This is a genomic window from Arenibacter catalasegens, assembly GCF_002909235.1.
In the GTDB taxonomy this organism is placed as follows: domain Bacteria; phylum Bacteroidota; class Bacteroidia; order Flavobacteriales; family Flavobacteriaceae; genus Arenibacter; species Arenibacter catalasegens.
In genome coordinates, this window is record NZ_PHQQ01000009.1 from 64713 (window position 1) to 89512 (window position 24800).

The window sequence follows — 24800 nt, forward strand, 5'->3', positions numbered from 1 at the left end:
GATTTTGTTAATAGTTATTATTCAATAATTCCTGCGCAACTTATTCTTCCTCCAGCATCTCCAGTGGGTTGGGTAATAAAATCATCGACCCCTTGATGTACGATTACTCCCTTCCCCAAAAGGTTTTTGGCCTCATCATCACATCCCAAACACCATTCATTGGTAGAAAATTCCACCGTGGCATTGCCATCGGTATCTGCAGTAAAATTACCAATATCCCCTTTATGATAGCCATCCTCAGAACCCCATTTGCCATGAGGGGCAAAGGTAGGATTCCAATGTCCTCCAGTAGATTTCCCATCGGCAGAAGAACAGTCGGCCTTTTCATGAATATGGATTGCATGTTCACCAGGTGTTAATCCAGACAGTTTTGTTTTCATGCTCACCGTTCCGTTTTCTTCAGTAAAACTAACTTCTCCTTTCACATTACTGTCGCTTTTTGGCTCCAATGCGAATGTAAGTGTCTTTACATTTATTTTTCCCTTAATTTTCGTAGCTACAGATTTAACCTCTTCTATACCCTCCTTTGAATCTTTTTTCACTTCTTTACAGCTATAAGCAGTAATAAATAGAACTGCCAAGAACAATGCATTTATATATTTCATTTTTAAGTTATTTTTTGTTATGAATAAAATTACCAATTAATAAAGGAGATATCAAGCTACCGCATGATATGTGTTATTATTGAACTGATTAGAGTTAAAAATACAATTTGCTTAAACTGAAAATCCCCGTTTTTGATTATTTCAAAAACGGGGATTTACTATTAAACTATGTTTCACAATTCTACTGAACGGGCATTGTCAATTGGTCCTACCAGCTCATTTGGAATTATTCTTATGAAACATTATGCGCTACAAGTCTTACTTTTCTTGCAAAAGAACATCAGCATGTACGGCAACTTCACTCCATGTTTTACTTACACCATCTTTTCCGGTGTGCAATACTTCGCAAGCTTTGTTTATGGAGGTTACCGCATTTAAGGCGTCCCAATTCTCCAAATTCATTACTCCGCTAAATGAATACCTGTTATCCCCTGATATTGTATGGTCTAAAGGAATATTTGCCGTTTTTCCATTTAAAGTAACGTCTATAGAGCATTTATCCGCTCCTGAAACTTTAAATTCCCCAGAAATAAGTTCTGTATTCTCCATAACACCAAAGAAGAACTCCAAAATTTTTGGGTCTCTTGTACCGGTGGCATCATTGGTAAACAAGCTACTTACAGGAATACTAAATGTAGTTCCGTTTAGGGCTTGCAGTGCAGTAATACCCTCATTGGTTTCTTTAATATTGATTTTGGTAAACTTGCCACCAACAGGTAATTTTTCGGTGGTCTTATAGGCCGTGAAACTAACTTTGGTAGAATCTTTTACCAAACTAAATTTTTGGGAAGATGTGGCCTCCAATTCTACGGCCTGTTCATCTTGTCCCTTTTTAGCATCCTTACAGCTTATTCCAGTAATTAGAAGCAAGCTTAAGCATGCAAAAGCAATTTTTTTCATGTTGTTTTATTTGAAATATTAGCTATAAAGTTAAGCATAAATAATATCGTTGAACAATTCTTTAAAATGATTTAATAATATTTTAATTGAGCAACTTGATATAAGGTTGAAGGCGGAAATAGTTCTATTTATTTATCAATGTGGTGATCACCCTTGTTTCACTGTGCAAAGTTCTGTGGACGGGGCATTTATCGGCGATTTCCAAGATTTTGGAAATTTGTTTCTCGTCTAGGTCCCCAGTCAGTTTTATGGCTCTATTAAACGTGTCTATTTTTGCCTCACTCGATTCACAGTTCCCGCAATCGGCTGCGTGTATTTTCTGATAGGACGTATGCACTTCTACGTTTACCAAAGGCCATTTTTTTCTTTTGGTGTACATCTGAATGGTCATCACAGTGCAGGCCGATAGTCCTGCCGAGACCAATTCATAGGGAGAGGGTCCAAAATTGTTCCCGCCATAGGAAACAGGCTCATCAGCAATCATATAATGGCTACCAACTTTCATTTGGGTGGTAAATCCGTCTTCCTTGTCTAAACTGGCTATGACCTCTTGTTCAGTTTCAAGGGCTATAGGACCAGGCATATCCAAATACCTTTTGGACCAACCTCCTATAATTTCACCAGCATAGGAAGCGTCTATAGGGTCGTTCAGTAAATGATCTGCCCCATCTAGGGAAACAAAGCTTTTGGGATGGTGTGCCGCTATGTAAATTTCCTCGGCATTTTTAATTTCGACAATAGTATCTTGTGGTGAGTGTAAGATTAAAATTGACTTATCGATATTTCTTAGGGTTTCTTGAAAGCTGTGTGATTTTAGATCTTCCAAAAACTGTTGTTTTATAGTAAAATTTCTGCCTCCAATATTTACTTCAGCAACACCTTTATTGTTGATAGCATCAATATCATTTTTAAAAATATGTTTAACATGTAACGGACTGGATGGAGCACCAATAGTAGCAATAGCCCTAATGGAGGATATTTTTTTCGAAGCTAGAATGGCCGCAGCTCCCCCTAAAGAGTGACCAATAATCAATGTAGGGGAAGTGTAGTTTTCTTTTAGGTAGTTGGCGGCTTCCAATAAATCTTCAACGTTTCCTGAAAAATTGGAATCGGAAAACTCACCTTCACTTTCCCCAAGACCGGTAAAATCGAATCGCAAAACGCCAAAGCCCAGATCAGTAAGGGCTTTACTTATATTTTTAACAGCCTTAAAGTTTTTATTGCAGGTAAAACAATGGGCAAATAGCACAAAATTATGTGGAAGTTGGTTGACCGGGAAAGCCAAACGTCCTACCAAAGTTTCACCATTGGCATTCTTAAAAGTTACTTTTTGCAGATTCATAGCACTATTTTTTTTTCAGGATACTTCTTAAGTCGGGATTATAGGTAATACCTATCTGAAGTCGCTCATAATTTAAGGAAGAAAATTGATTTTTTAAGTACCCTAGTTGTAGGCTCATATTATCGGTCACGTTAATTCCAAGAGCAGCGTAAAGGCGATTTTGATTAAAAAAATCATCTTGCAAGTTGACCATAATCTCGTCATAAAAATTAAGGAAAAAGGTATTGGTTAAGGGAAGGGTGAGCTGCAAACGATACCGTATCCTATGCTGAACATCATTGAGGATACCATAATCCAAAAAACGTTGTTCCAAGATATATCTGTGTTCCAAATTAAATTCCCATACTTTGTTTTTTAAGAAAAATCGTTCAAAAATGCGATGCTCATAAAGGTGCGTTTCATTGGAAAACTCCATAAAAGAAGCATCTGTGGTAATATAGCCATACCCAAAAGTGGCAATTGTGTTTGAGTCTATATGGTAGTTTAATCCGGTACGTAAAAGTAATTGGTTAAAATTTTTGGCTTGTTCATAATAACGTAATTGTGCTTCCGTATGAATACTTAATTTGTTGGTAATCCTATTGGTACCGAAGTACATGTGCCAAGACCCCAACTTGTTTTCACCATTTTCCTGGGCCAGTACTGTAAACGTTGAGATAAGGATAAGTAAGCCTAAAATTTTCTTCATAGTGTAAACTAGTTTCTTGTTATTGTATTTAAGGTATTAATGTAGTTTTAATGATCTGCTGTCTAAAAATGCATATTCTACCAAAATCCCCCATCTTTTAGGGTTTCTAGTAAAATTTTATCGAATTTAATATTGATTTCGGGTTAATTCAAGGTTTCAAAATAGCATTAGAATTCTTCCTTGTTTGCTTAAGGATTATTTTTTGAATGACCAATATTAGTTATTTTTTGAATTATTGGCAATTTCCTTCAACTTTTCGTCAATGGATTCTTTGGACAACCATTTTCCACGGACCATAACACCTATAATTTCTTTTAAGGCGGAAATATCTTTCAAGGGATTGGAATGTAATAAAACCAGATCTGCGTCCAATCCTTCTTTTATGGTACCGAAAGTATCTTCCATTCCAAAAAACACAGCCGGGTTCACTGTTCCTGACTGTAAGATTTCCAATGGGGTAAGTCCGGCTTGGATCATCCCTTCGGCTTCATGGTGAATTGAGAATCCAGGAACGTTGAACAGTTGGGGGGCATCCGAACCCAATAGTAGACCATGTCCATTATGCTGTAATTTATAAATCAACTGCCTTCTTATGGAGGTAAACTCATTCCATTGCTCCTCATTAAAACCGGTATCCGCGCCGGTGGACTCATCTTTCCTTCTTTTCCATTCTTCCAAGGTGGAAACGGGCATATATTTCATTTCAGGTTGCTCCAACAATTTATCGGAACTTATAGGGGCAAACCATCTTTCAAATAAACTTTGTGTGGGAACTACCCACACCTTTTTTTCCTTTGCCAGCGCCACCAATTCATCTATCTTGGAAGTATCGGCAATAGGGGTAAAGGCAAAGCCGAAAAATCCATTTGCTGAAGGGTCAACACCTTCCGATTCCGGTACAAGTCCTTCCAAAAATCCATCTACATGGTCTATGGAGGCGTATTTACTGTCCAAAGCGTGACGTATGCCTACCATTACCGGAACGTGCCCTGAAAAGGGAATGTTGAGTTCATCGGCGGTTTCTGCCATCTGATCAAATACTTCCAATTGCATCCCGGGATGAATTTTCAAAAAGTCGTATCCAGCATCTTTATACGCCGTAACTTTCTGTATTGCCCCCTCTTTGGTGGCAACGGAATTTCCATTAAAAGAGGGACTTGAAGTAAAAATACGGGGACTCAAAATATCGCCATTCCTAGCTTGCTCCTTTAATTCTAGATGGGTAGGGTGACCCAACATACCCCGAATAGTGGTTATGCCATTGGATAGGTATAAAAACAAGGTTTCCTTAATGCGCTCATCACTAGTAGGAGGTTGTGGAATATGCGCATGCATTTCCGCAAGTCCAGGGATTAGAAATTGATCTTTACCTTGTATTATAGTAAGGTAATCATCTACCTTTTCGATCGATTCCACTATTTTTTTGATCTTCCCCGAATCAATCACCACCTGCTGATTTTTCAGAATATTTCCGTTTCCAACATCAACAATATTGACGTTGGTTATCAATATGGCGGTAGGACTAACTTCCTTCTTGGTTGGGGAACAAGCAAGAAAGGCAATAAAACAAATGAGTAAACTAATTTTTTTCATTTTGATATAGGTTTTAAGTTAGTGCCATTGCTTTTATGACCAAAATAAGGATATTCCAAAAAAAAATTATTGTAAACTAAATTGTGTTTTAGATCTTACTAAAAAAATGGGGAGTTTATCTATTCCTAACGTAGATCAATTTAAACCTTCCCTTCACATTTTCACGTTGGTCTATTTCAAAGTTTTTAATGGATTTTATTAAGGGAGTCAATTTTTGAAAACCATAGTTTCTAGAATCAAAATTAGGTTGCTTCTTTTGAAGTAGACTTCCTACATCACCCAAGAATGCCCAGCCATCGTCATCGGCAAGGTCGGAAATAGTAGAAGCAATGAGTTTAATTTCCTTTTGGGTAATTTTGTCCACATTGTCCTTCTTTTCCCGCTTGCTATCCGTTGTTTCCGAAGCATTTTCCAATGTTTGATTTTTAAGGATCTCTATATAGATAAACTTGTCACAGGCTACAATAAAGGGGTTGGGAGTCTTCTTTTCTCCAATACCAATTACATTCATGCCAGCTTCCCTTAACCTTGTAGCCAAACGTGTAAAATCACTATCACTTGAGACAATGCAAAATCCACCAACCTTATTGGAATACAGGATATCCATAGCATCAATGATCATAGCCGAGTCAGTGGCATTTTTTCCGGTTGTGTACGCATATTGTTGAATAGGAGTTATGGCGTTTTCCAATAACAAGTTCTTCCATTTGGACAATTTGGGATTGGTCCAGTCGCCATATATTCTTTTTATTGTAGGGTTGCCATATTTCGCAATTTCCTCCATCATCTCCTTAACATAAGCAGAAGGGATATTGTCTCCGTCTATTAATACTGCTAGATTTATTTCCATTATAAGTGATTTATTGTATTAAGATTTTTACTAAGCTAACCATTTATTGGTTTCTCGACTTTATATTTTGTTTGCAGAGCGATATAATTTCGGTAATACGCTTTTGTCTAGTGTCTTCCCGTTTAGCTTGGTGGAGCCAGTAGAGATAGTTTTTTCTATAACTAGGTGCAAAACCTTGATAATTTATATGGGCTACTTTCTCTCTGTTGAACACTAGTTGTAAATCTTCTGGGATTATGCCATTTTCAACATCGTCCAAGGCCTTCCAGGAACCATCAATTTTTGCTATTTTAACTTTTTCAAGCCCACTGAAGTGCATTTTTTTCGAAGCGGTAAGCTCTTTAATATAGTTTTTGTTTAACCTACTCCAAACGCTTTTTGGTTTTCTGGGGCAGAAATATTGCCTTCTTTTCCCTTCTCCAAGGCTTTTGACCGTACTGTCTATCCATCCATAACAGATGGCAACTTTTACGGCATCTTCCCACCGCATGCTATCCTGTTCATGTGCTACCTTGTAAAAAATAAGATGTACTCCAGAACTACTCGCATGATTATTGTGCAACCAGACTCGCCATTCAGTGTCGTTTCTAAAATAAAATTCTTCAATTACTTTCAAAAATTAGATTTTTTTGGAGTCCACATAAAAATTTTCATCCACACCAAAAGATTGTACGGTCTTTTTCAAGGTTTCTGATTTCCACTCCGCTGTAGGGTACAACCAGTTTACGGCACCATTTACATTGACCTTTAGGGGCATGTCAAAACCATCTACAATATGTACATAACGGTATTGTAATTGTTTGCCCTTCACGCTATATTCTAATGTAGGAATCTTATTATTGCGCAGGTATTGATCAAAAAATTGGGTAAGGTCTATACCTGAATTTTTGCTAATATAATCCTCTATTTGTTTGGTAGTAACGGTTTTATGGTAAAATTCCTTATTGAGCCCTCGAAGAATAGTCCGCCATTTTTCATCATCTTCCACCAATTGCCTTAAGGTGTGCAACATATTTGCTCCCTTATAGTACATGTCTCCTGAGCCTTGCTTGTTAACGTTATAAGGACCAATTATAGGCTTGTCATTTTGAATATTTTCACGGGTACCAACAACATAGTCTGAGGAGGCCTTTTTCCCGAAGTGGTAATCTAAATACAGGTTTTCCGAGTAGGCCGTAAAACTCTCATGAATCCACATATCTGCCATATCCTTGTAGGTAATATTATTGGCAAACCACTCATGTCCGGATTCATGGACCAATATGAAGTCGAATTTTAATCCCCAGCCCGTTTTTGAAAGGTCTTTGCCCAGATATCCGTTCTGGAATTGATTGCCATAAGTTACAGAACTTTGGTGCTCCATACCCAGATATGGTACTTCTACCAGCTTATAGCCGTCTTCGTAAAAAGGGTAGGGGCCAAACCAATGCTCAAAAGCTTCCATCATTAATGGGGCCTGTTTAAACTGTTTTTTTGCTTTTTCCAAGTTGTCTCGAAGAACATAATAGTCCATCGCCAATTTTCCCTTTTCGCCATTGTAGGTTTCGTCAAAATGGACATAATCGCCCATATTTATATTTACCCCATAATTGTTGATTGGGTTGGCCACGTACCAATGATAGGTATTGCTATCTTTATATTCTTCCACTTCTAAAAGATTACCATTCGAGACATCCATCAATCCTTTTGGAGTAGTAATGCTTATAGCCATACTATCTACTTCGTCGTACATGTGGTCTTTATTAGGCCACCACACACTGGCGCCTAGACCTTGGCAGGAAGTGGCTACAAAGTGTTTGCCATTGTTATCTTTTTTCCATGAAAAACCACCGTCCCATGGTGCTCTTACTGCTTCTTTAGGATGTCCTGAATAATACACCACTACCTCATTTACATCTCCTTTAAGCTGTGGTTTTTGCAAGGTGATAAAATGTGCATTCCCATTCGATTCTATCTTGAGAGTTTCTCCATCTTGGGTAACCTTTTCAATAATTAAAGGCGGTTGTAGGTCTACTTGTAGCCGCTGTTGCTCTTCTAAAACGGTGTAACGAATTAGGTTACTGCCCGAAATGTATTTCTCGTCGGGTTCAACCCTAACATTTAAATGATAAAAATTAAGGTCCCACCAGCTCCGCCCAGGGGTTATACTTCCCCTAAGGGAATCCTGTTCCGTGAAATTTTGCTGTTGTGCATAGGAGAAGACCCCTAAGACCAGCAATAATGCTGAGATTATTTTTTTCATTTTAAAAGTGCTACTAATTTTTTCCAAGACTTTTCATAGGCCATTGTGTTGGGACCATAGGCTTCTTCGGCCCCTCTTCTCATAAAAGCATGTCCTGCGCCTTCGTATATATCAAAAGAATAGAGGTTACCATATTCTTTCATAGTTTTTTCCGTATCGGGAATAGTGGCATTTACCCTATTATCGGCTCCACCATAAAAACCATAGACGGGGGATTTAATATTTTTTAAGGTCGATAAATCTTTGGGGGCAGTTCCGTAATAAACCATGATACTTTCAAGGTTCGGGTTTTGTGTGGCATAATTGAAACTCTGAGATCCACCCCAACAAAATCCAATAACCGAAACTTTTCCATTGCTCGATGGCTCATTTATTACATGGGTATACACCATGTCTAAATCCTTGGTAACTTGCTCTTGTTGCAAGGCATAGATGGCTTCCCTAGCTTTATCCGAATTTTCAAAATCGGTCGTTTTATCAATACCCTCAACAGTATTGGATATAAGGTCTGGAGCAATTACCAAAAATCCCTGGGCGGCCAATTCGTCCGAAAAGGTCCTTGCCCAGTCGTTTAGGCCCAAATTTTCGTGAATCAGGATAACCGCCTTGGTCGATGCATTACTTTCAGGGTATACCACAAAAGCCTTTAGTACACTGCCATTATCCCTTGTGAAATCTACCCATTCCTGATGTCTTGGGGATTGCGACAATTTATTTGATTCTTGGCCTAACAATAACCCGTTAAAACCCAACATTACGATAAGTAATTGAAAATTTAACTTCATAAAATTTTATTCTAACCTCTTATATTATCTTAAAATACCATTTGGAAAAACCACAACACTTTCAAACCCATCCTTCCCAATGGCTGAAACCCCAAAGAAAAAATTATCAATTACCACTCCCTCCAAAGTAAATTCAGTGACATCACCTACAAACCTACTATGATCCCAAGTAGGGCTTGTGGTATCCCGCCAATATATTTTATATCCCACTGCTCCGGGAACCTTGCTCCAATTAAACCTTGCCGAAGGTGCTACGATCCCTCCAATTTTCACATCATTGGGAGCGGGAGGTGCCCAAGCCAAAGAGGCTAGGTTAATGGCATTTACAGAGGTTAGTTTTTTTGCATATTCAAAATTTACATGCTCCAGAACATCGCCATAGGCAATTCCATTTTCTACCCTAATGTCCTGGTGCTGTTGGGTGTAATTTTCGTGGGCTTCCATTATCCTTATTCCGGCATACCCGGCGTCATTAAATGGTCGATGGTGTCCCCCACGTCCAAATCGATCCAATCTATAGATCATCATGGGGTTCATTTCGGGCATATAGGTTTTTACGTTTTTATGCACATAACGCGCCAATTGTCTTGAAATACCATCGACTTCACCGCCATAAAAACGGCGCATATTTCTTTCCCTTTCTGTCTCAGTGGGGGATACAGCCTCTGAAAAAATTCTAAAATCGGTATTGCTAATAGTTCCATCAACACCTTTTATGTTACCGATCATATCGTTATTGAATATCCCAATAATATCCCACTCCTTTTCCTTGGCACTCTTGGCCAAACCCTGACCTCCAAAAAGACCCTGCTCTTCTCCAGAAAGCCCTAGGTATATTATACTGTTCTCAAATTTGTATTGTGAAAGGACCCTTGCAGCTTCTATGGTTCCAGCCATACCACTGGCATTATCATTGGCACCAGGGGAATCGAAAGTATAATTGTTGGCATCGCTGACACGTGAATCTATATCCCCGCTCATAATAATATACCTATCAGGATATTTTGAACCCCTTTGAATGGCCATTACATTAACCACAAAAACATCTTTAGGTATTCGGTTGTTCTCGTCCTTTTTTACCAAGTCCTTTTGGAAGGACACTTCAAGACAATTATTGCAATTGTTGGAAATCTTGTCGAATTCACTCTTTATCCATCGCCTTGCCGCACCAATGCCCCTAGTATTGGAAATTGTATCGCTCAGCGTATGCCGGGTACCGAAATTAGCTAATATGGTGACATCATTTTTTATTCTTTCGGATGACACCTTGTCTATTATATCATATATACGCTGGTCTGTCTGCGCAAAAAGGCAGTAAGAAAACAGAAATAAACATGCAGTAGTTATTTTGAGCATTAGTCTTTGATTTGTATTGGTAATTTACGTTTATCCATAAAAATAGCTTCTTAATTATTTGTTAAGTCCTCTTTTTTGCAGCGCCAATATCCCTAGTATTGGACCAATGGCCAAGAAGGTGAAAATATAGCTCGGATCAACAACATCCAACCAAAAAGTTAGCAATTGGATACTGATTATACTGATGCTGAAGCCTATACAATTTACAATAGTAAGTGCGGTACCCTTCAATTGTTGAGGAACTGCATTGGCAACCAATGTGGAGAATTGTGGCGAATCGGATACTACAAATATTCCCCAGAGGCAAAATAATAACAGGAATAGGTAGTTTGGCAAGAGAAAAAATAAGGGGGAAGCAATGCACAGGAATCCGGAGATTAACAACGAGGCCATGGCTACCTTTTTACTACCCATTTTTAGTGATATATGTCCGCCAATGGCACAGGAAATCCCTCCTAGGGCAATAATAGCCCATGTCCATAAGGAAAATGGAAGCTGTATTGTATGCAAGGCGTTGTAGGATTTTATGGCAAATGGAATAAAAGCCCAGAACGCATAAAGTTCCCACATGTGACCAAAGTAGCCTATTGCCGCTTTTTTAAAATCTGGTATTTTAAAAAGGGCAATTCCAGCTCTTAATTTTAAAACCTTGCTTGGTTTTCTGTATGGGCCATTGGGGACCAGAAAATACATGGCTGTCCCACCCAGAATTGCCATCAAAGAGGTTATTTTAATTACAATGGTATAGTCTTCCCCTAATTCCAAACCCTTTAATAAGTGCGGGAATGCAGAACCTAAGACCAGTGCACCCACCAAATATCCCAAGGCCTTGCCCAATCCTTGTTCATAATAATCTGCGGCAATCTTCATGCCTACGGGGTATATCCCAGCCAGAAAGAATCCGGTACCCAACCTGGCCATAAAAAGTACAGTCTTAGAAATATCCCCGGCAAGTAGCAGCGCATTGCAAAGGGCTGCTAAAAAGGCACAGGTCATAAAGACCTTGGCAGGCGAATACCGGTCGGCAATCATTAAAAGAGAAAAAACCAAGGTGCCTATTATAAAGCCTAATTGTACTGAAGTAAGCACATAGCCAATTATTTCTGTCCCCAAGCCGGTTTTTAAAATCAGGTCATCTACTACGGCATTCCCTGCAAACCACAAGGAGGTACACGCAAATTGCGAAATAATAATGATAGGAAGAATAAATGACTTTTGCTTCAAATCATAACCTTATTAGGAAATGGACAATAAAGAATATATTGGGCCAAAATGAATTAAAGTAACCCTCAGCGCAACAAACCGGTTGTCCACTATTTTTTTGGTTGATCAATAAAATGTTCAAGCAAGCCCCGAACGTTCTTAATACTGTCCACGTAATATTGGGCCTGAGTTTTTTGTCGCCCTACTTTTACGGTGATAGCGCTATCCGGTAATTCCTGGAACATAAATTCATCGGTCCAGTCATCTCCTATGGCAAAAACAAAATCATACTCCTTTTGGGCAAGTACGCGCGTTGCTGCCCGCCCTTTGTTTACATTACTACTCTTTATTTCTATAACCTTATTTCCGTTCAGTATACTCAAATCGTCATTAGCGATTAAACTAGTGAGAACCGTATTGAGTTCTGTAGCCCTTTTTTGTCCAAAATCTGGATCGGTCTTTCTGTAGTGCCACGCGAGCGAATAATTTTTTTCCTCAATAAAGCTACCAGGTGTCCTGTCCACAAAAGATTCCAATACGGGATGAATTTTTTCCATCCAATCCCTTTTTACATTTTCCAACATTCTAAACTCTTCTCCATCCTCTGAAATCCATACCCCATGCTCCACGATCATATTATACTTCTTTGGCAGAAACCATTTCGTAAAGGTGTCTTTGTCCCGACCACTTATTAGATACATATCCGTATTTTCCTGTGCTGCAATTTGATCTAAAAGCTCGTATAATTGCTTATCGGGATTTGCCTTTTGCGGATCAGTGTTGAAGCCTGCTAGGGTGCCATCATAATCTAGAAACAGTAATCTTTTTTTGGCTGTCCTATAATCGTTGGTAATAACTTTCAACATATCGTTGGACAACCTGTGGGACTTATAAGAATGGTCTATTTCTTTTTGATTTTGTAAAGAGGTCATAAAGTCATTGGCCCATTTTTCAACATTATATCGTTCAAGTCTTTTTTGTAGTATTGAATTTCTTGCTTGTTGCTCTTCTACGGGCATATTGATGGCCTCATAGAGCGTGTCTGCGATTTCTTCAAAATTATTGGGATTTATGAGTAGTGATTCGTTCATCTCATTGGCGGAACCTGCCATTTCACTAAGGATAAGTACACCGGTTTGATCTGTTCTTGTGGCAATATATTCCTTGGCCACAAGGTTCATCCCATCCCTTATGGGCGTTAACCAGGCAATATCACAAGAGGTATAAAGATCTATAAGGTTTTCGAACGGCATAGAGCGATAAAAATACCAGATGGGTGTCCAACTTACGGTAGAAAATTCACCGTTGATTCTCCCTACCAACTCATCTATTTCCTTTTTCAACAATTGATATTGAGGCACATTTGATCTAGAGGGCACTGCAAGGACTATAAGCCTAACCTTTTCTTTGTATTGGGGGTATTTGTTCAAAAAATACTCAAAAGCATTGAGTCGCTTAGCAATTCCTTTGGAATAATCCAACCGGTCTATTGATAAAAAGAACTTGGCATCAGGGGCCGATTCTTTGTGCATATCCAGTCTACGTTGTAATTCCGATCTTTGGCTAGATTTGTTGTCATCATGTTTTTTCGCAGCATCACTAAATTTCTTATAATCAATTCCCATGGGAAAGGAATCTACTTTTATAACACGGTCCTCAAGATGGATATCGTTAAAACTCACTTCCAATCCCAACAATCGCCTTACCGAACTTAAAAAATGTCTTTCGTAGTCATAGGTATGAAATCCGATCAAATCCGATCCCAACAGTCCCATTAGTACTTCCTTACGCCAAGGCAAGGTTCTAAATATCTCATAGGAAGGAAAAGGAATATGTAAAAAGAAACCAATGGAAATATCCGGGCGTTGTTCCCGGACCATTTGGGGCACGAGCATCAATTGGTAGTCATGTACCCAAATGGTATCATTGTCCCCTGCTTTTTCCAAAATTGCATCCGCAAATTTCTGGTTCACGGATTTGTAGGTATTCCAGCTTTCAAGCTCAAATTCTGAATATTCCAAAAAATAGTGAAATAGTGGCCATATTGTACGGTTGCTAAAGCCATAGTAAAAACCATCTACCTCTTCTGAACTAAGATTTACTTTAGAAGATCCGTGCTTTGCCAGAGCTTTGTCAATTTCAGGAGCGAGTCCGTCAGGGATTTCTTCGTCCGTTAACCCACTCCATCCAATCCATAAGCTATCACCTCCTTTATGAACAGATTTCATACCAGTTGCCAATCCGCCTACACTTGGTATTGCAGTGATGCTTCCATTATCAATTTGTAATTGTACGGGTAGTCTATTTGAGATTATGATAGTTTTGGCCATAATTTGACATTTTTCAGTGTTATTCGAATTTAATTTTCCTAAATTTCGGTAAAATGATGTGTAAATCCTACTAATGAGGGTTATTTAAAGGATAAAATATAATATGGATAATTTAGATTACGGAATAATAGGAAATTGTAGAAGTGCTGCATTAATTTCTAAGAAAGGCTCATTGGATTGGTGTTGTTTACCTGAATTTGATTCCTCTTCCATATTTGCTAAAATTCTTGATGAAGAAATAGGGGGAAGTTTCGAAATTTTAGTGGATGATTCATACGCTATAGACCAAAAGTATATTCCTTTAACTGCTATTTTGGTTACGACCTTTTCGGATGGTAAAAATAGTTTTGAAGTTCAGGATTTTATGCCACGTTATCATAAGCAAAGCGGAGGCCATAATGCACCTCCAGAAATTATCCGTTATATAAAGTTAATTTCTGGCAAACCCGTGTTCAGGGTGCTTTACAATCCCAAATTGGAATACGCCATGGGAAAAACAAATACCTATGTCAAAAAACATTTCATAGCCAGTTTAACCCATGAAGTTAAGTTCGATACCTTTTTTCTCTACACTTCCTTTGATAAAAAAAGTGTTTTGGAACAGGGAGAAGTAGTTTTGGAAAATGATGGTTATTTTCTCTTGGGTTATAACGAAAAGATATTGGAACCTACTTTGGAAAGGGTATACCTAGAATTGGAGCGCACCAAGGTATACTGGTTAAATTGGTCTAGTAAGACGCCCACTTATAAGAAGTACGATACTGAGATAAAAAGAAGTGCCCTAACCTTAAAAATGTTGAGTTATGATAAATCTGGGGCAGTGCTGGCAGCCATAACTACATCACTACCAGAAACTATTGGTGAGGTTAGAAATTGGGATTATCGTTTTTGTTGGATTAGGGATGCCTCGATGGTCATCAAGGTTGTTGCTCAATTGGGGCATAAGAATATTGCCAAGCGGTATTTACAATTTATCATAGACCTCATGCCCGATAAGGATGAGAAATTGCAAATAATGTACGGCATCAACAAAGAGAAAAAGTTAACGGAAGAAACCTTGGACCATTTAAACGGGTATAAGGGCTCCAAACCTGTTAGAGTAGGGAATGCGGCCTATAAGCAGCGTCAGAATGATATTTATGGAATCTTAATGGATGTCATTTATACCCAATTGGAAAAATTTGATACGGAAATAGAAAATGGTGAGGAACTTTGGGGAATTACTAAGGGAATTGTTTGGATCGTAAATAAGCATTGGCAAGAGGCCGATAAGGGGATATGGGAATTTCGTACGGAGGATAGGCATTTTACATTTTCTAAAGTTCTCTGTTGGACGGCTGTTGATAGAGCTATTAAAGTGGCCGAAATTTTTGGCAAGCAACGTAAAATTGATAAATGGCGAACCTTGGAAAAGGAAATTCGAGAGGATATTCATATGCACGCCTGGAATGAAGAAAAACAGGCATTTACCCAATCTTATGGGTCACCACATTTGGATGCCTCGGTTTTATTAATGGAGTCTTACGGTTTTATTGACCCTAAAGATCCTAAATATGTAAGCACGGTGCTGGCCATTGAACGTGAACTATGTAATGACGGACTTCTATATCGTTACAAGAATGAAGATGATTTTGGATTGCCCTCGTCCTCCTTTACTATTTGTACTTTTTGGTTTATCAATAGTCTATTTAAGATAGGCCATGAAGAAAAGGCCATGAAACATTTTGATCAATTATTGAGTTACAGCAACCATTTAGGTCTGTTCAGTGAGGATATAGATTTTAAGACCAAGAGATTATTGGGGAACTTTCCACAGGCCTATTCGCATTTGGCATTGATAGAATGTGCTATGAATTTTTCAAAAAAACACAGTGAAATGGAAATTTTAGAATCCCTTAAGGATCACGATAAATAATTACGGTTATAATCTAGACTCATCAGTTTATAGAAGGTTATGTCTATAACGGTCCAAGAGAAAAAGGTTTAATACTTTAGAATTTTTCAAACACCCCCAACCCAAATAAGGCAAAATCGTACTTTACGGGGTCATGGGGGTCTAATTTTCTAAGATTGGCATCCAATTCGGCCAAGGCTTTTCCGTCATTCTGTTTACGAAGGATTAAGCCTAGTTTCCGGGCCACATTACCGGAATGGACATCCAATGGACATGACAGTTGCGAAGGTTTAATTTTATTCCAAATGCCAAAATCCACGCCAGTGGTATTGTCTCTAATCATCCAACGCAGAAACATATTTATTCTTTTTGCAGCAGATCCCTTTATGGGGTCTGACACATGTTTTGTGGTCCTTGGTAAGTGGTCCAGTTCAAAAAATACAGTCTTAAAATGGGAGATGGCAGATTGTAGTGAAGTTATATCGCTTTTCTGGGCAAATAACTCTTCCAAACCTGAATGACGGCTGTAAATGTTATTCAAACTGCGTATAAAATACCTCAAGTCTTCTCCGTTAAAGGTTCTATGTACAAAGGCTTGAAGTTTTTCAAGATCCCGCTCCTCATGGTTCATTACAAAGTCGAAAGGGGAGGAGTCCAACATTTCCATCATTCGTTCCGCATTGTTGATAATGCTTTTTCGGTTGCCCCAGGCAATCGTAGCTGTTAGAAAGCCACTGATCTCTATATCTTCCTTCTTTGTAAATTTATGTGGAATCTGGATAGGGTCCGTAGTTAAGAAATCGGGATGATTGTATTGTTCTACTTTGGCATCCAAAAATTCTTTTAGTTCTTGCTGTGTCATTCCAGGGGAATATTTAAAATTTTATAAAGAAGTATTGGCGTAATGAGTATGGCATTGTAGGAAGCGTGCAGACCAATAGACCAAATTAGTCCTAATTTAACACGGACATAACTTAAAAACGCCCCTAAAATAAGTTGGGGTAACACCAATAAAGGCGCTATATAATATATCTCTTTGGGCAGGTCAAAATTGGTTATATGAACCCCAGCAAACAATAAAATGGAAGCGTATAGAATGTAATTGAAATATTTTTTTCCCCTGAACCAGATCAAAGGACCTCTAAACAGCGTCTCCTCTGCTATTGGAGCAACAATTACCGTTATAAAGAATAATGAGATTGTTGAATAGTTCTCAAGAAAGCTTTCTATGGCATGCTCCCCAAGGTCTATGCCCAAAAAGCCTATTAACCTCTCATTTAATATGCCAACACCCATGCCGAGCAAGATTCCCCAAACGAGAAGGGCAGAAATAATTCTTAGCCTTAACGGATTTTGGATATGGAGCAATCTAGTATATTCCGGAGCCTTAATAAATATCCATACTTTATAAAGTATTTTCATCGAGTAATGGATCCATCCACCATAGTGAGTTTTCTATCCGCCATATTTGCCAATTCCTCATTATGCGTGACAATGACAAAAGTTTGTCCAAATTTGTCCCTAAGATCAAAGAATAACTTATGAAGATTATCGGCACTTTCAGAATCTAAATTACCGCTGGGTTCGTCGGCAAAAATAACGGAAGGGTTGTTGACCAAGGCCCTAGCCACTGCCACGCGCTGTTGTTCCCCACCGGAAAGTTCATTGGGTTTATGTTGTAATCTGTGCGAAAGTCCCAAGAAATCCAAAAGTTCTACCGCTCGTGCCTCGGCTTTTTCTTTTTTTGTTCCCTTAATAAAGGCAGGGATACATACATTTTCCAAAGCGGTAAACTCGGGTAGTAACTGGTGGAATTGAAATATAAACCCAATATGGCTATTACGAAATTTGGCCATGGCCTTGTCCGATAGTTTAGTTACGTCCTCTTCATTAATCAGTAAGGTACTGTCATTTTTATTACTTTGCGTATCCAAAGTTCCCAGTATTTGTAAGAGAGTGGTTTTGCCGGCTCCAGACGGTCCAACAATGGATACAACCTCTCCTTTTTGTATGTGAAGGTCCACTCCTTTAAGTACCTGGAGATTTCCGTAAAATTTATTGATATTTGTAGCCTTGATCATCGTTTTGAAATATGGGTTGAAAGTAAACATTAACGAGAAGATTACAAAATGCTTATGCTTTACGATGCCTTTTTAATAGTGTTTAAATGTGATATTAACATCGATTATATTACACTTTAATTCTATTTTTATATTCTTTTTTAATTATGTGGTAATGCTTATATTGTGAATGCGACAAATTCATAATCCATCAAAAGGAAGTAGGATGTTAGTTTATAATACTGTTGGGATAAACGAGCCGATTAAAAATAAATTTAGGACTAGAAATTTATGAAACAATATAGAAGTTTGGAAGAATACAATCTAGAAATTACTGACGAGGTTAAGTCTAGATATTCATCGATCATCAATGAAATTGGAGAAGATCTCACTAGGGACGGATTGGTTAAAACACCTGAGAGAGCAGCGAAGGCAATGCTTTTTTTAACTCAGGGGTATAAACAAGATGCTGTAGAGATACTCAAGGGGGCGATGTTTAAGGAGTCTTACAATGAAATGGTCATTATAAAGGATATTGAAATGTATTCTTTGTGCGAACATCATATGTTGCCCTTTTTTGGAAAAGCCCATATAGCCTATATTCCCAATGGCCACATTGTTGGTCTGAGTAAGATACCTAGAGTAGTCGATGTCTTTGCAAGGCGATTGCAGGTACAGGAAAGATTGACCAATGATATCCTAGAATGCCTTAACAATACTTTAAAGCCACAGGGCGTAGCTGTAGTGATCGAGGCATCTCACATGTGCATGATGATGAGAGGGGTGCAAAAACAAAACTCAGTTACCACTACTTCAGGATTTAGAGGTCAGTTTGAAAAGATAGAAACCCGAAACGAGTTCTTAAAATTGATCAGTTCAGATTTATCCTAAAACCAGTCAAGATCAAGGGGTCCATATTTTGGCACTCTATTTGATTTAAAAGCTGTTGTAAATTATTATTATTATTAAATATGTCAACATTAAAAGACCATAAATTAAGAAATCTATTTTTGGGATTGCTTTTTGACGGGATAGGAATGCTTTCCTTTATAATTCCTGGTATTGGTGAATTTTCAGATGTTATTTGGGCTCCTGTGGCCGGATGGCTAATGACCAGATTGTACAAAGGGAAGATAGGACGGGTTGCTGGGGTAGTAACCTTTGTAGAAGAAATGCTTCCTGGCCTGGATGTTATCCCCACCTTTACGATTATGTGGTTTTATACCTATATTTTTAAATCTTTCAAAAAAGAAAAATTTATATCGGTCAAGTAGTTTAACCATCAGCCCATTATAGAATAAGATAGGCCGATCCAAATGTATTAAGTGACCATTGTTACTTAAAATTTCCAATATCTTTCTTAGATTTATCTTCTATTACAATTCAAGTTAAATGAAAAGAAGAAATTTTGTCAAAAAAACCACCTTAGGTTCTTTGGCTGGAATACTAGGTATGGAAATTGTTTTTGGATCTAACATACCAGAAAACTATACCTTATTGGGGCTTCAGGACCCAGACCCATTTCAATTGTTCAATAAGGATAAGGAAATGGTAGTGCTCAATAGCAAACCGTGGAATATGGAGGCTGTGGCCCATTTATTGGACGACAGGATAACGCCCAACAAATATATGTTTATCCGCAACAATGGTTTGGTTCCGGAAAATATAAATGAAAAGGAGTGGACCATTACATTCGATGGGGAATCGGTCAAAGAAAAGAAATCTTTTACATTGGAAGAACTCAAATCAAAATTCTCCCATCACACCTATCAACTTACCGTAGAATGTGGAGGTAATGGTAGGAGCGAATTTGATCCGCCGGCGAAAGGGAACCAATGGACTATTGGAGCAGTTGGCTGTGCTTCTTGGACAGGGGTTCGTCTCAAAGATGTTTTGAAGGAGGTTGGAATAAAGGATGATGCCGTCTATATCGGCTATCATGCGGCAGATCAGCATTTAAGTAGGGACCCTCAAAAAGAGCCTATATCTAGGGGTGTACCTATGTCAAAGGCTTTGCAGGACGAAACATTATTGGCTTTTAAAATGAACGGAGAGGATATTCCCTTGGTTCATGGATACCCATTGCGTTTGGTTTGTGGTGGATGGCCCGCATCTACTTCTGGTAAATGGGTAAACAGGATTAGTATTAGAAATATAGTCCATGATGGCGAAAAAATGATGGGAACTTCCTATAGGGTTCCTTGTCACCCAGTGGCTCCAGGGGAGGAAGTTAAGGATGAGGACATGTGCATTATAGAATCCATGCCAGTAAAATCTTTGATTACCTATCCAAAATCAGGCGCCATTATTTCCAAGGGTAAAAAACTTAATATTAGAGGTCATGCTTGGGCAGGGGAATTAGAAATATCCAAAGTCTCGTATTCTATTGATTTTGGGGCCACTTGGTCCGATTGTACTTTGGAAAAGCCCGCGAACAGGTTGGCTTGGCAGCATTTTAAAGCCAGTATCGGTTTTCCAAAAACAGGATATTACGAAGTATGGGCTCGGGCCACAGATACCCACGGAGTGAGTCAGCCCATGTTATTGCCAGGTTGGAATCCCAAAGGATACCTGAATAATGCATGCCATAGAATTGCTGTTAAAGTTAGTTAAATGAACAAGCAAAATAATTTTAGAAAACAGGTCAAGTCCATTTATAGTGTTTTAGTGGTTTGCTTCGTCATGGTGATACTTATAGGCGTTTTGGGAATTGCCTATATGATGGATCCATCTGCCTTTTCGTTTAAAGGGGATGCACCCAGTTCAGAAATAATTGGCACAACCTCCGAAGATGATGATTGGGATAAGATAGAAAATGGCATTCATTTACGCACGGGATTTAAAGACGGAGAAGGGTTAATGGCCGTAGTGAATAATTGCACCAATTGTCATTCCGCCCAATTAGTGATACAGAACAGAATGAATGAGGAGCGATGGGTAGAGACCATTCGTTGGATGCAAAAAACCCAGAACTTATGGGATTTGGGAGATAATGAAAAGGTAATTATAAATTATTTGGTCACAAATTACCCTCCAATGAGTAAGGGAAGGAGAGAAGCGCTGACCAATATCCAATGGTATCCATTGAAGGAGGAATAGGGGAGTGGGACAATGTTAAGGAAATAGATCTTGGGAAAATATTTTGAAGCTTTTATTAATGCGTTTATAGGAACTGCGAATTGGACATGGAAGTCCATTATATTCGAAGTGCCTTGGTATACCAATTATTTCTGGGGGTTGATTATTATTTCCCTATTGGTTTGGATGCTGGAAATTTTATTTCCTTGGCGTAAGAATCAATCTATTTTTCGAAGGGATTTTTGGTTGGACGGCTTTTATATGTTTTTTAATTTCTTCCTTTTTGCCATTGCCATAAGTGGTTTTTATAAGTTATTGGGACTACTTTTTGGAGACTTGGGGATTAATAAAAATAGCTTGGCTATATTGGATATGTCACAATTTCCTTCTTGGGTCCAATTATTGATTTTCTTTTTGGTTTTGGATTTTGTCCAATGGTTTACCCATATTTTACTACATAAATATCCATTTTTGTGGAAATTCCATCAAATACACCACAGTGTTAAGGAGATGGGCTTTGCCGCCCACTTAAGGTATCATTGGATGGAAAACGTTTTTTACAAACCTTTAAAAACTTTTGGGGTAATGATCTTAGGGGGATTTGAACCGGAACAAGCCTATATTGTACATTTTTTGGCAATTTCCATTGGTCATTTTAACCACGCCAACATAAAAATTACCTGGGGTCCCTTGAAATATGTTTTAAACAATCCCGTAATGCACCTGTATCATCATGCGCACGATTTGCCAGATGGGAAATACGGCGTAAATTTTGGAATCAGCCTTAGTCTTTGGGATTATATTTTTAAAACCAATTATATCCCGGAGGATAGTGGCACTATTGAATTGGGCTTTAAAGGAGATGAGAAAATTCCGAAGTCTTTTTGGAAACAATTAACCTACGGCCTAGGTAAGCCTAAACCGTCGGGATAATTTATTTAAATGTCATACAGTCATATTTGGACCTTAAAAAGGAATGCTTAATCCAACTGAAATATTCCTTCCTGGATTTAATATTCCATCGGTCTTCAATCGGGACAAATGGGATATATAATTTTCGTTCAGTAGGTTGTTTGCGCTTAGCCTAACATTAATATCCTGATTGGCCACAATAAGTTGGCCACCCAATCCTATATTTAACAAGGTGTAGCCGTTTGTAGGTGTCTCAAAATCACTTATTTTATTTTGTTTAAATACTGAGTTTAAGGTTGCAAATGCATAACTACTGTGTATCCATTCTTTATTTTTTTGAAATTCCACTCTTAGCGTATTGGTCATTGAGTTGGCAGGGATTAGGGGTAGATTGCTTCCATTTTTTAATTTGCCCCTCACGGTCTGATAACTGCTTTCCAAGTGCAGCCAATCCAGGGGGTGGGGGTGAAGATGAAATCCAAATTCCCCACCGTACAACTCGGCATTTTCCTGCTCATACCTAAAAACGGCGTCCGCTCCCTCAAAAGTTCCATCGGGCGCAATAAACACGTAATCCCTAATGGTGTTGTAAAAACCGTTGGCGTAAAATTCCAAATGTTCACTTTTATATTCCAAGGCCAAATCTGTTTGTAGATTTTGTTCGTTACCTAAATTGGCATTACCTATTTCGTATCTATTGGTACCTTCGTGCACTCCATTGGAGGTTAGTTCTGCCAAGTTTGGGGCCCTAAAGCCAGAGGCTATGTTTAATCGGGTGTTGAAGTTCTTGGCAAAATTATACTTGTATCCTATGTTGGCATTAAAGCTGCTGAAATCTCTACTTAATTCGGCTATATAACCTTCTTCCCCAACAATACCATTTTGGTCACCATTAATGGCTCTATGGTCGTATCTAATACCGAGCTGTACATCATTTTTGTCATTAAAATGAATATGAGAGGTTGCCAAAAACCCAATATCATTGGTGGTTGCATCCGGTATCAGGGCTTCTTCCCCATAATTGGTGTTGGTCTGATGTATGCCCTGTGCGCCCACAATGGTCTCAAACTTTTTCCATTTAGGAAGGTGATATAACAAATTGTAGTTTAAGGTAGACAAATTCATATCCAAGGCGGCTGATCCCACGTCTTCAAATTCCTTTCTATTATTAAATATATAACCAAGGGTTAAATCCAAACTCGACCTATCAAAAAACATGTTGGTTTTAGAGCTTAGTATGTGGTTGTTTATAGTTTGGAAAGGGAGGTCAGGTTTGCGTTCATTGGTCTGAATCCCTATTTCTTCCGGAATGCCCAAATCAGATTTGTTGTAATTGTACCTAACTTCTGTTTTAAAGTTGGTGGACTGATATGCGGTCCCCAATTTGATGTCACTTTCCTTAAAACGGGAATTGGTTACCTTATCGCCTTTTCCAGTGGTATAATCCACATGTGAAGTAGTTCCGGCCCTGAGTAAATACTTCATTTTATTTGCTGAGGTCCTTATTCCGAAGTCCCCATTTAATCCTTGGGTGTTGGAATAGTAATTAAGGTTGAGATCTCCCTCTGTTTTTTTTGCATCGGCGAATTTCTCTGGATTAAGATAAATTACACCGCCCATGGCATCGGACCCATATAACAAAGAAGCAGGTCCCTTAATTACTTCCACACTCTCAATGCCGGCATCATTCACCCCAAGTCCATGTTCATCTCCAAATTGTTGATTTTCCAAACGGATTCCTTGAGTGTATACCAAAACCCGATTGGAGGTAAGCCCCCTAATAACAGGTTTTCCAATGCCTACTCCTGTAGAAACTACATTTACACCGGGAATATCTGTAATTCCTTCTGCCAGTGTTGTGGCTCCTTTGGTCTTTAGTGTAGCCATTTTTGAATACTCCACCTTCATGACATTTTCACTTTGTAATTTATGGAAAGGAGTAGAAACTATTACCTCTTCCATTTCAATGGCACTGGGCATTAATGTAATATTTAATTGGTTTTCCCCATTCGTAATGTTTATGGTACTTGAATAGCTTTGAAACCCAATATATGAGGCTACCACTTTGTAGGATCCAACGGGAAGCTTATCTATTTTATACTCCCCACTAGTATTGGTAACACTTCCCTTTTCCAATTGAGGGAAGTATATGGATACCTGTTCCAAAGGCTCTCCATTCTCTTGATCGGTTATCTTACCGCTAAGGTTATTTTGGGAACTGACGACAATGAATGTCAACATGCTTAGCAATGACAAGAATATTTTTTTCATTTATTGAAATTTTATATGTTGTAAATTGGCTTATTGGCCATTTACATGCACTTTGTTATTTTTTAATTGAATTTATAAGCTCCGGTTTTTACTTATTGACTTATGGGCAGATTGTGCATATTTTAAAAATTAAGACATGCACTTTTTAAAATTTTTTAGCTATTGCCCAAAGTTGTGTCAAATCATGATAGTTCGTTATATGGCAATAGGCGCATATATGTCCAATCAAGAGCTTATTAGGTAGCAGTGAGTAATTGTCCACAGACAGATTTCAATCGTTATATATTTTAACTGGATTGAGTATCCTCCGTGATGAAAACCATACGCTACTAATTTATTATTGGCAATTTATGATAGACGGGGAGGGCCTCTACGGGAGAAATGAAGTTTTTGATACTTGCTTAAGAAATTATAGAAGTTTATGATTTTCGTGGATTTGGGGATCACTGAAAATGTCAGGAACTCTTGTTGTAGACTAGAATAAAAAGGGGTTAAATTGAATTTATGATAATCGCAATCCAGTTCTACCTCATGTATGTGCAGTTTACCTTTTTCTTTACAAACAAAGGTATGATGCTCAAAGATGGCATGTTTTAGTTTTAAAACAGAAGGAAGCGTTATTAAGCCGACCAAGAGGGCAGCAATAAAAGAAAATAAGGTATTTCTTAAATTAATCTTCACTCTTCAAATC

At 38.3% G+C, this 24800-nt stretch carries 22 protein-coding genes; 6 read left to right on the plus strand and 16 right to left on the minus strand.

The genetic code is table 11. The features are described 5' to 3' along the window. Positions 1–17 precede the first annotated feature (17 nt). The 12 genes from CWD90_RS09195 to CWD90_RS09250 form a co-directional block, all read right to left on the minus strand. Positions 18–605 carry a superoxide dismutase family protein gene (locus tag CWD90_RS09195; RefSeq protein ID WP_103475660.1) on the minus strand — a complete coding sequence of 196 codons (588 nt, stop codon included), beginning with the start codon at positions 603–605 and terminating at the stop codon, positions 18–20. Positions 606–863: 258 nt separating this feature from the next. Beyond that, positions 864–1505, minus strand: a complete 642-nt coding sequence (locus CWD90_RS09200; RefSeq protein ID WP_103475661.1) for a YceI family protein — start codon at positions 1503–1505, stop codon at positions 864–866. A gap of 124 nt (positions 1506–1629) precedes the next feature. Beyond that, positions 1630–2847, minus strand: coding sequence for a bifunctional alpha/beta hydrolase/OsmC family protein (locus CWD90_RS09205; RefSeq protein ID WP_103475662.1), 1218 nt, complete (start codon positions 2845–2847; stop codon positions 1630–1632). 4 nt (positions 2848–2851) lie between these two features. Beyond that, complete coding sequence (locus CWD90_RS09210) at positions 2852–3535, minus strand: DUF2490 domain-containing protein (protein WP_103475663.1); 684 nt, start codon at positions 3533–3535, stop codon at positions 2852–2854. A 216-nt stretch (positions 3536–3751) separates the two neighbouring features. Next, the gene (locus CWD90_RS09215; RefSeq protein WP_103475664.1) at positions 3752–5128 is read right to left on the minus strand and encodes an amidohydrolase family protein; all 1377 of its coding nucleotides are present in this window, start codon (positions 5126–5128) and stop codon (positions 3752–3754) included. A 115-nt stretch (positions 5129–5243) separates the two neighbouring features. Continuing rightward, positions 5244–5978, minus strand: coding sequence for an NYN domain-containing protein (locus CWD90_RS09220; RefSeq protein WP_103475665.1), 735 nt, complete (start codon positions 5976–5978; stop codon positions 5244–5246). Positions 5979–6021: 43 nt separating this feature from the next. Beyond that, positions 6022–6594: a YdeI/OmpD-associated family protein gene (locus CWD90_RS09225; RefSeq protein ID WP_103475666.1), complete on the minus strand. Its 573-nt coding sequence runs from the start codon at positions 6592–6594 to the stop codon at positions 6022–6024. Positions 6595–6597: 3 nt separating this feature from the next. Then, complete coding sequence (locus CWD90_RS09230) at positions 6598–8220, minus strand: M1 family metallopeptidase (RefSeq protein ID WP_103475667.1); 1623 nt, start codon at positions 8218–8220, stop codon at positions 6598–6600. Further along, positions 8217–9005 (minus strand): dienelactone hydrolase family protein, encoded by a 789-nt coding sequence (locus CWD90_RS09235; RefSeq protein WP_103475668.1) that lies wholly within the window; start codon positions 9003–9005, stop codon positions 8217–8219. Before CWD90_RS09235 ends, CWD90_RS09230 begins: the two co-directional genes overlap by 4 nt. A gap of 24 nt (positions 9006–9029) precedes the next feature. After that, the gene (locus tag CWD90_RS09240; protein WP_103475669.1) at positions 9030–10361 is read right to left on the minus strand and encodes a M28 family metallopeptidase; all 1332 of its coding nucleotides are present in this window, start codon (positions 10359–10361) and stop codon (positions 9030–9032) included. Between the two features lie 54 nt (positions 10362–10415). Then, a complete protein-coding gene (locus CWD90_RS09245; RefSeq protein WP_103475670.1) occupies positions 10416–11585 on the minus strand; it encodes an MFS transporter in 1170 nt (389 codons plus the stop codon). An 89-nt stretch (positions 11586–11674) separates the two neighbouring features. Beyond that, positions 11675–13894, minus strand: coding sequence for a bifunctional alpha,alpha-trehalose-phosphate synthase (UDP-forming)/trehalose-phosphatase (locus CWD90_RS09250; protein WP_103475671.1), 2220 nt, complete (start codon positions 13892–13894; stop codon positions 11675–11677). Between the two features lie 103 nt (positions 13895–13997). Here CWD90_RS09250 and CWD90_RS09255 point away from each other — a divergent pair, with 103 nt between their 5' ends. Beyond that, positions 13998–15809 (plus strand): glycoside hydrolase family 15 protein, encoded by a 1812-nt coding sequence (locus tag CWD90_RS09255; RefSeq protein WP_103475672.1) that lies wholly within the window; start codon positions 13998–14000, stop codon positions 15807–15809. 76 nt (positions 15810–15885) lie between these two features. Here the strand turns inward: CWD90_RS09255 and CWD90_RS09260 are convergent, their stop codons facing one another. Genes CWD90_RS09260 through CWD90_RS09270 form a run of 3 tightly spaced genes read right to left on the minus strand, consistent with a single transcriptional unit; the run spans position 15886 to position 17869 of the window. Continuing rightward, positions 15886–16650, minus strand: a complete 765-nt coding sequence (locus CWD90_RS09260) for a TIGR02757 family protein (protein ID WP_103475673.1) — start codon at positions 16648–16650, stop codon at positions 15886–15888. Beyond that, entirely contained in the window at positions 16647–17210 is a 564-nt protein-coding gene (locus tag CWD90_RS09265; RefSeq protein ID WP_103475674.1) for a CPBP family intramembrane glutamic endopeptidase, read from the minus strand. The genes CWD90_RS09260 and CWD90_RS09265 overlap by 4 nt, the downstream gene beginning before the upstream one ends. Then, positions 17207–17869 carry an ABC transporter ATP-binding protein gene (locus tag CWD90_RS09270; protein ID WP_103475734.1) on the minus strand — a complete coding sequence of 221 codons (663 nt, stop codon included), beginning with the start codon at positions 17867–17869 and terminating at the stop codon, positions 17207–17209. The genes CWD90_RS09265 and CWD90_RS09270 overlap by 4 nt, the downstream gene beginning before the upstream one ends. Positions 17870–18139: 270 nt before the next feature. Here CWD90_RS09270 and folE point away from each other — a divergent pair, with 270 nt between their 5' ends. From folE to CWD90_RS09295, 5 genes are all read left to right on the plus strand, one after another. Further along, a complete protein-coding gene (gene folE, locus CWD90_RS09275) occupies positions 18140–18739 on the plus strand; it encodes a GTP cyclohydrolase I FolE (protein ID WP_103475675.1) in 600 nt (199 codons plus the stop codon). 80 nt (positions 18740–18819) lie between these two features. Then, positions 18820–19122, plus strand: coding sequence for a hypothetical protein (locus CWD90_RS09280; protein WP_103475676.1), 303 nt, complete (start codon positions 18820–18822; stop codon positions 19120–19122). 118 nt (positions 19123–19240) lie between these two features. Continuing rightward, positions 19241–20461: a sulfite oxidase gene (locus tag CWD90_RS09285; protein ID WP_103475677.1), complete on the plus strand. Its 1221-nt coding sequence runs from the start codon at positions 19241–19243 to the stop codon at positions 20459–20461. Further along, entirely contained in the window at positions 20462–20947 is a 486-nt protein-coding gene (locus tag CWD90_RS09290) for a monoheme cytochrome C (protein WP_103475678.1), read from the plus strand. It abuts the gene before it with no gap. Positions 20948–20977: 30 nt separating this feature from the next. Continuing rightward, entirely contained in the window at positions 20978–21859 is an 882-nt protein-coding gene (locus CWD90_RS09295) for a sterol desaturase family protein (protein ID WP_103475679.1), read from the plus strand. A 33-nt stretch (positions 21860–21892) separates the two neighbouring features. On the opposite strand, the gene CWD90_RS09300 is transcribed toward CWD90_RS09295, so the two are convergent. Beyond that, positions 21893–24109 carry a TonB-dependent receptor gene (locus CWD90_RS09300; RefSeq protein WP_103475680.1) on the minus strand — a complete coding sequence of 739 codons (2217 nt, stop codon included), beginning with the start codon at positions 24107–24109 and terminating at the stop codon, positions 21893–21895. Between the last annotated feature and the right edge of the window lie 691 nt (positions 24110–24800).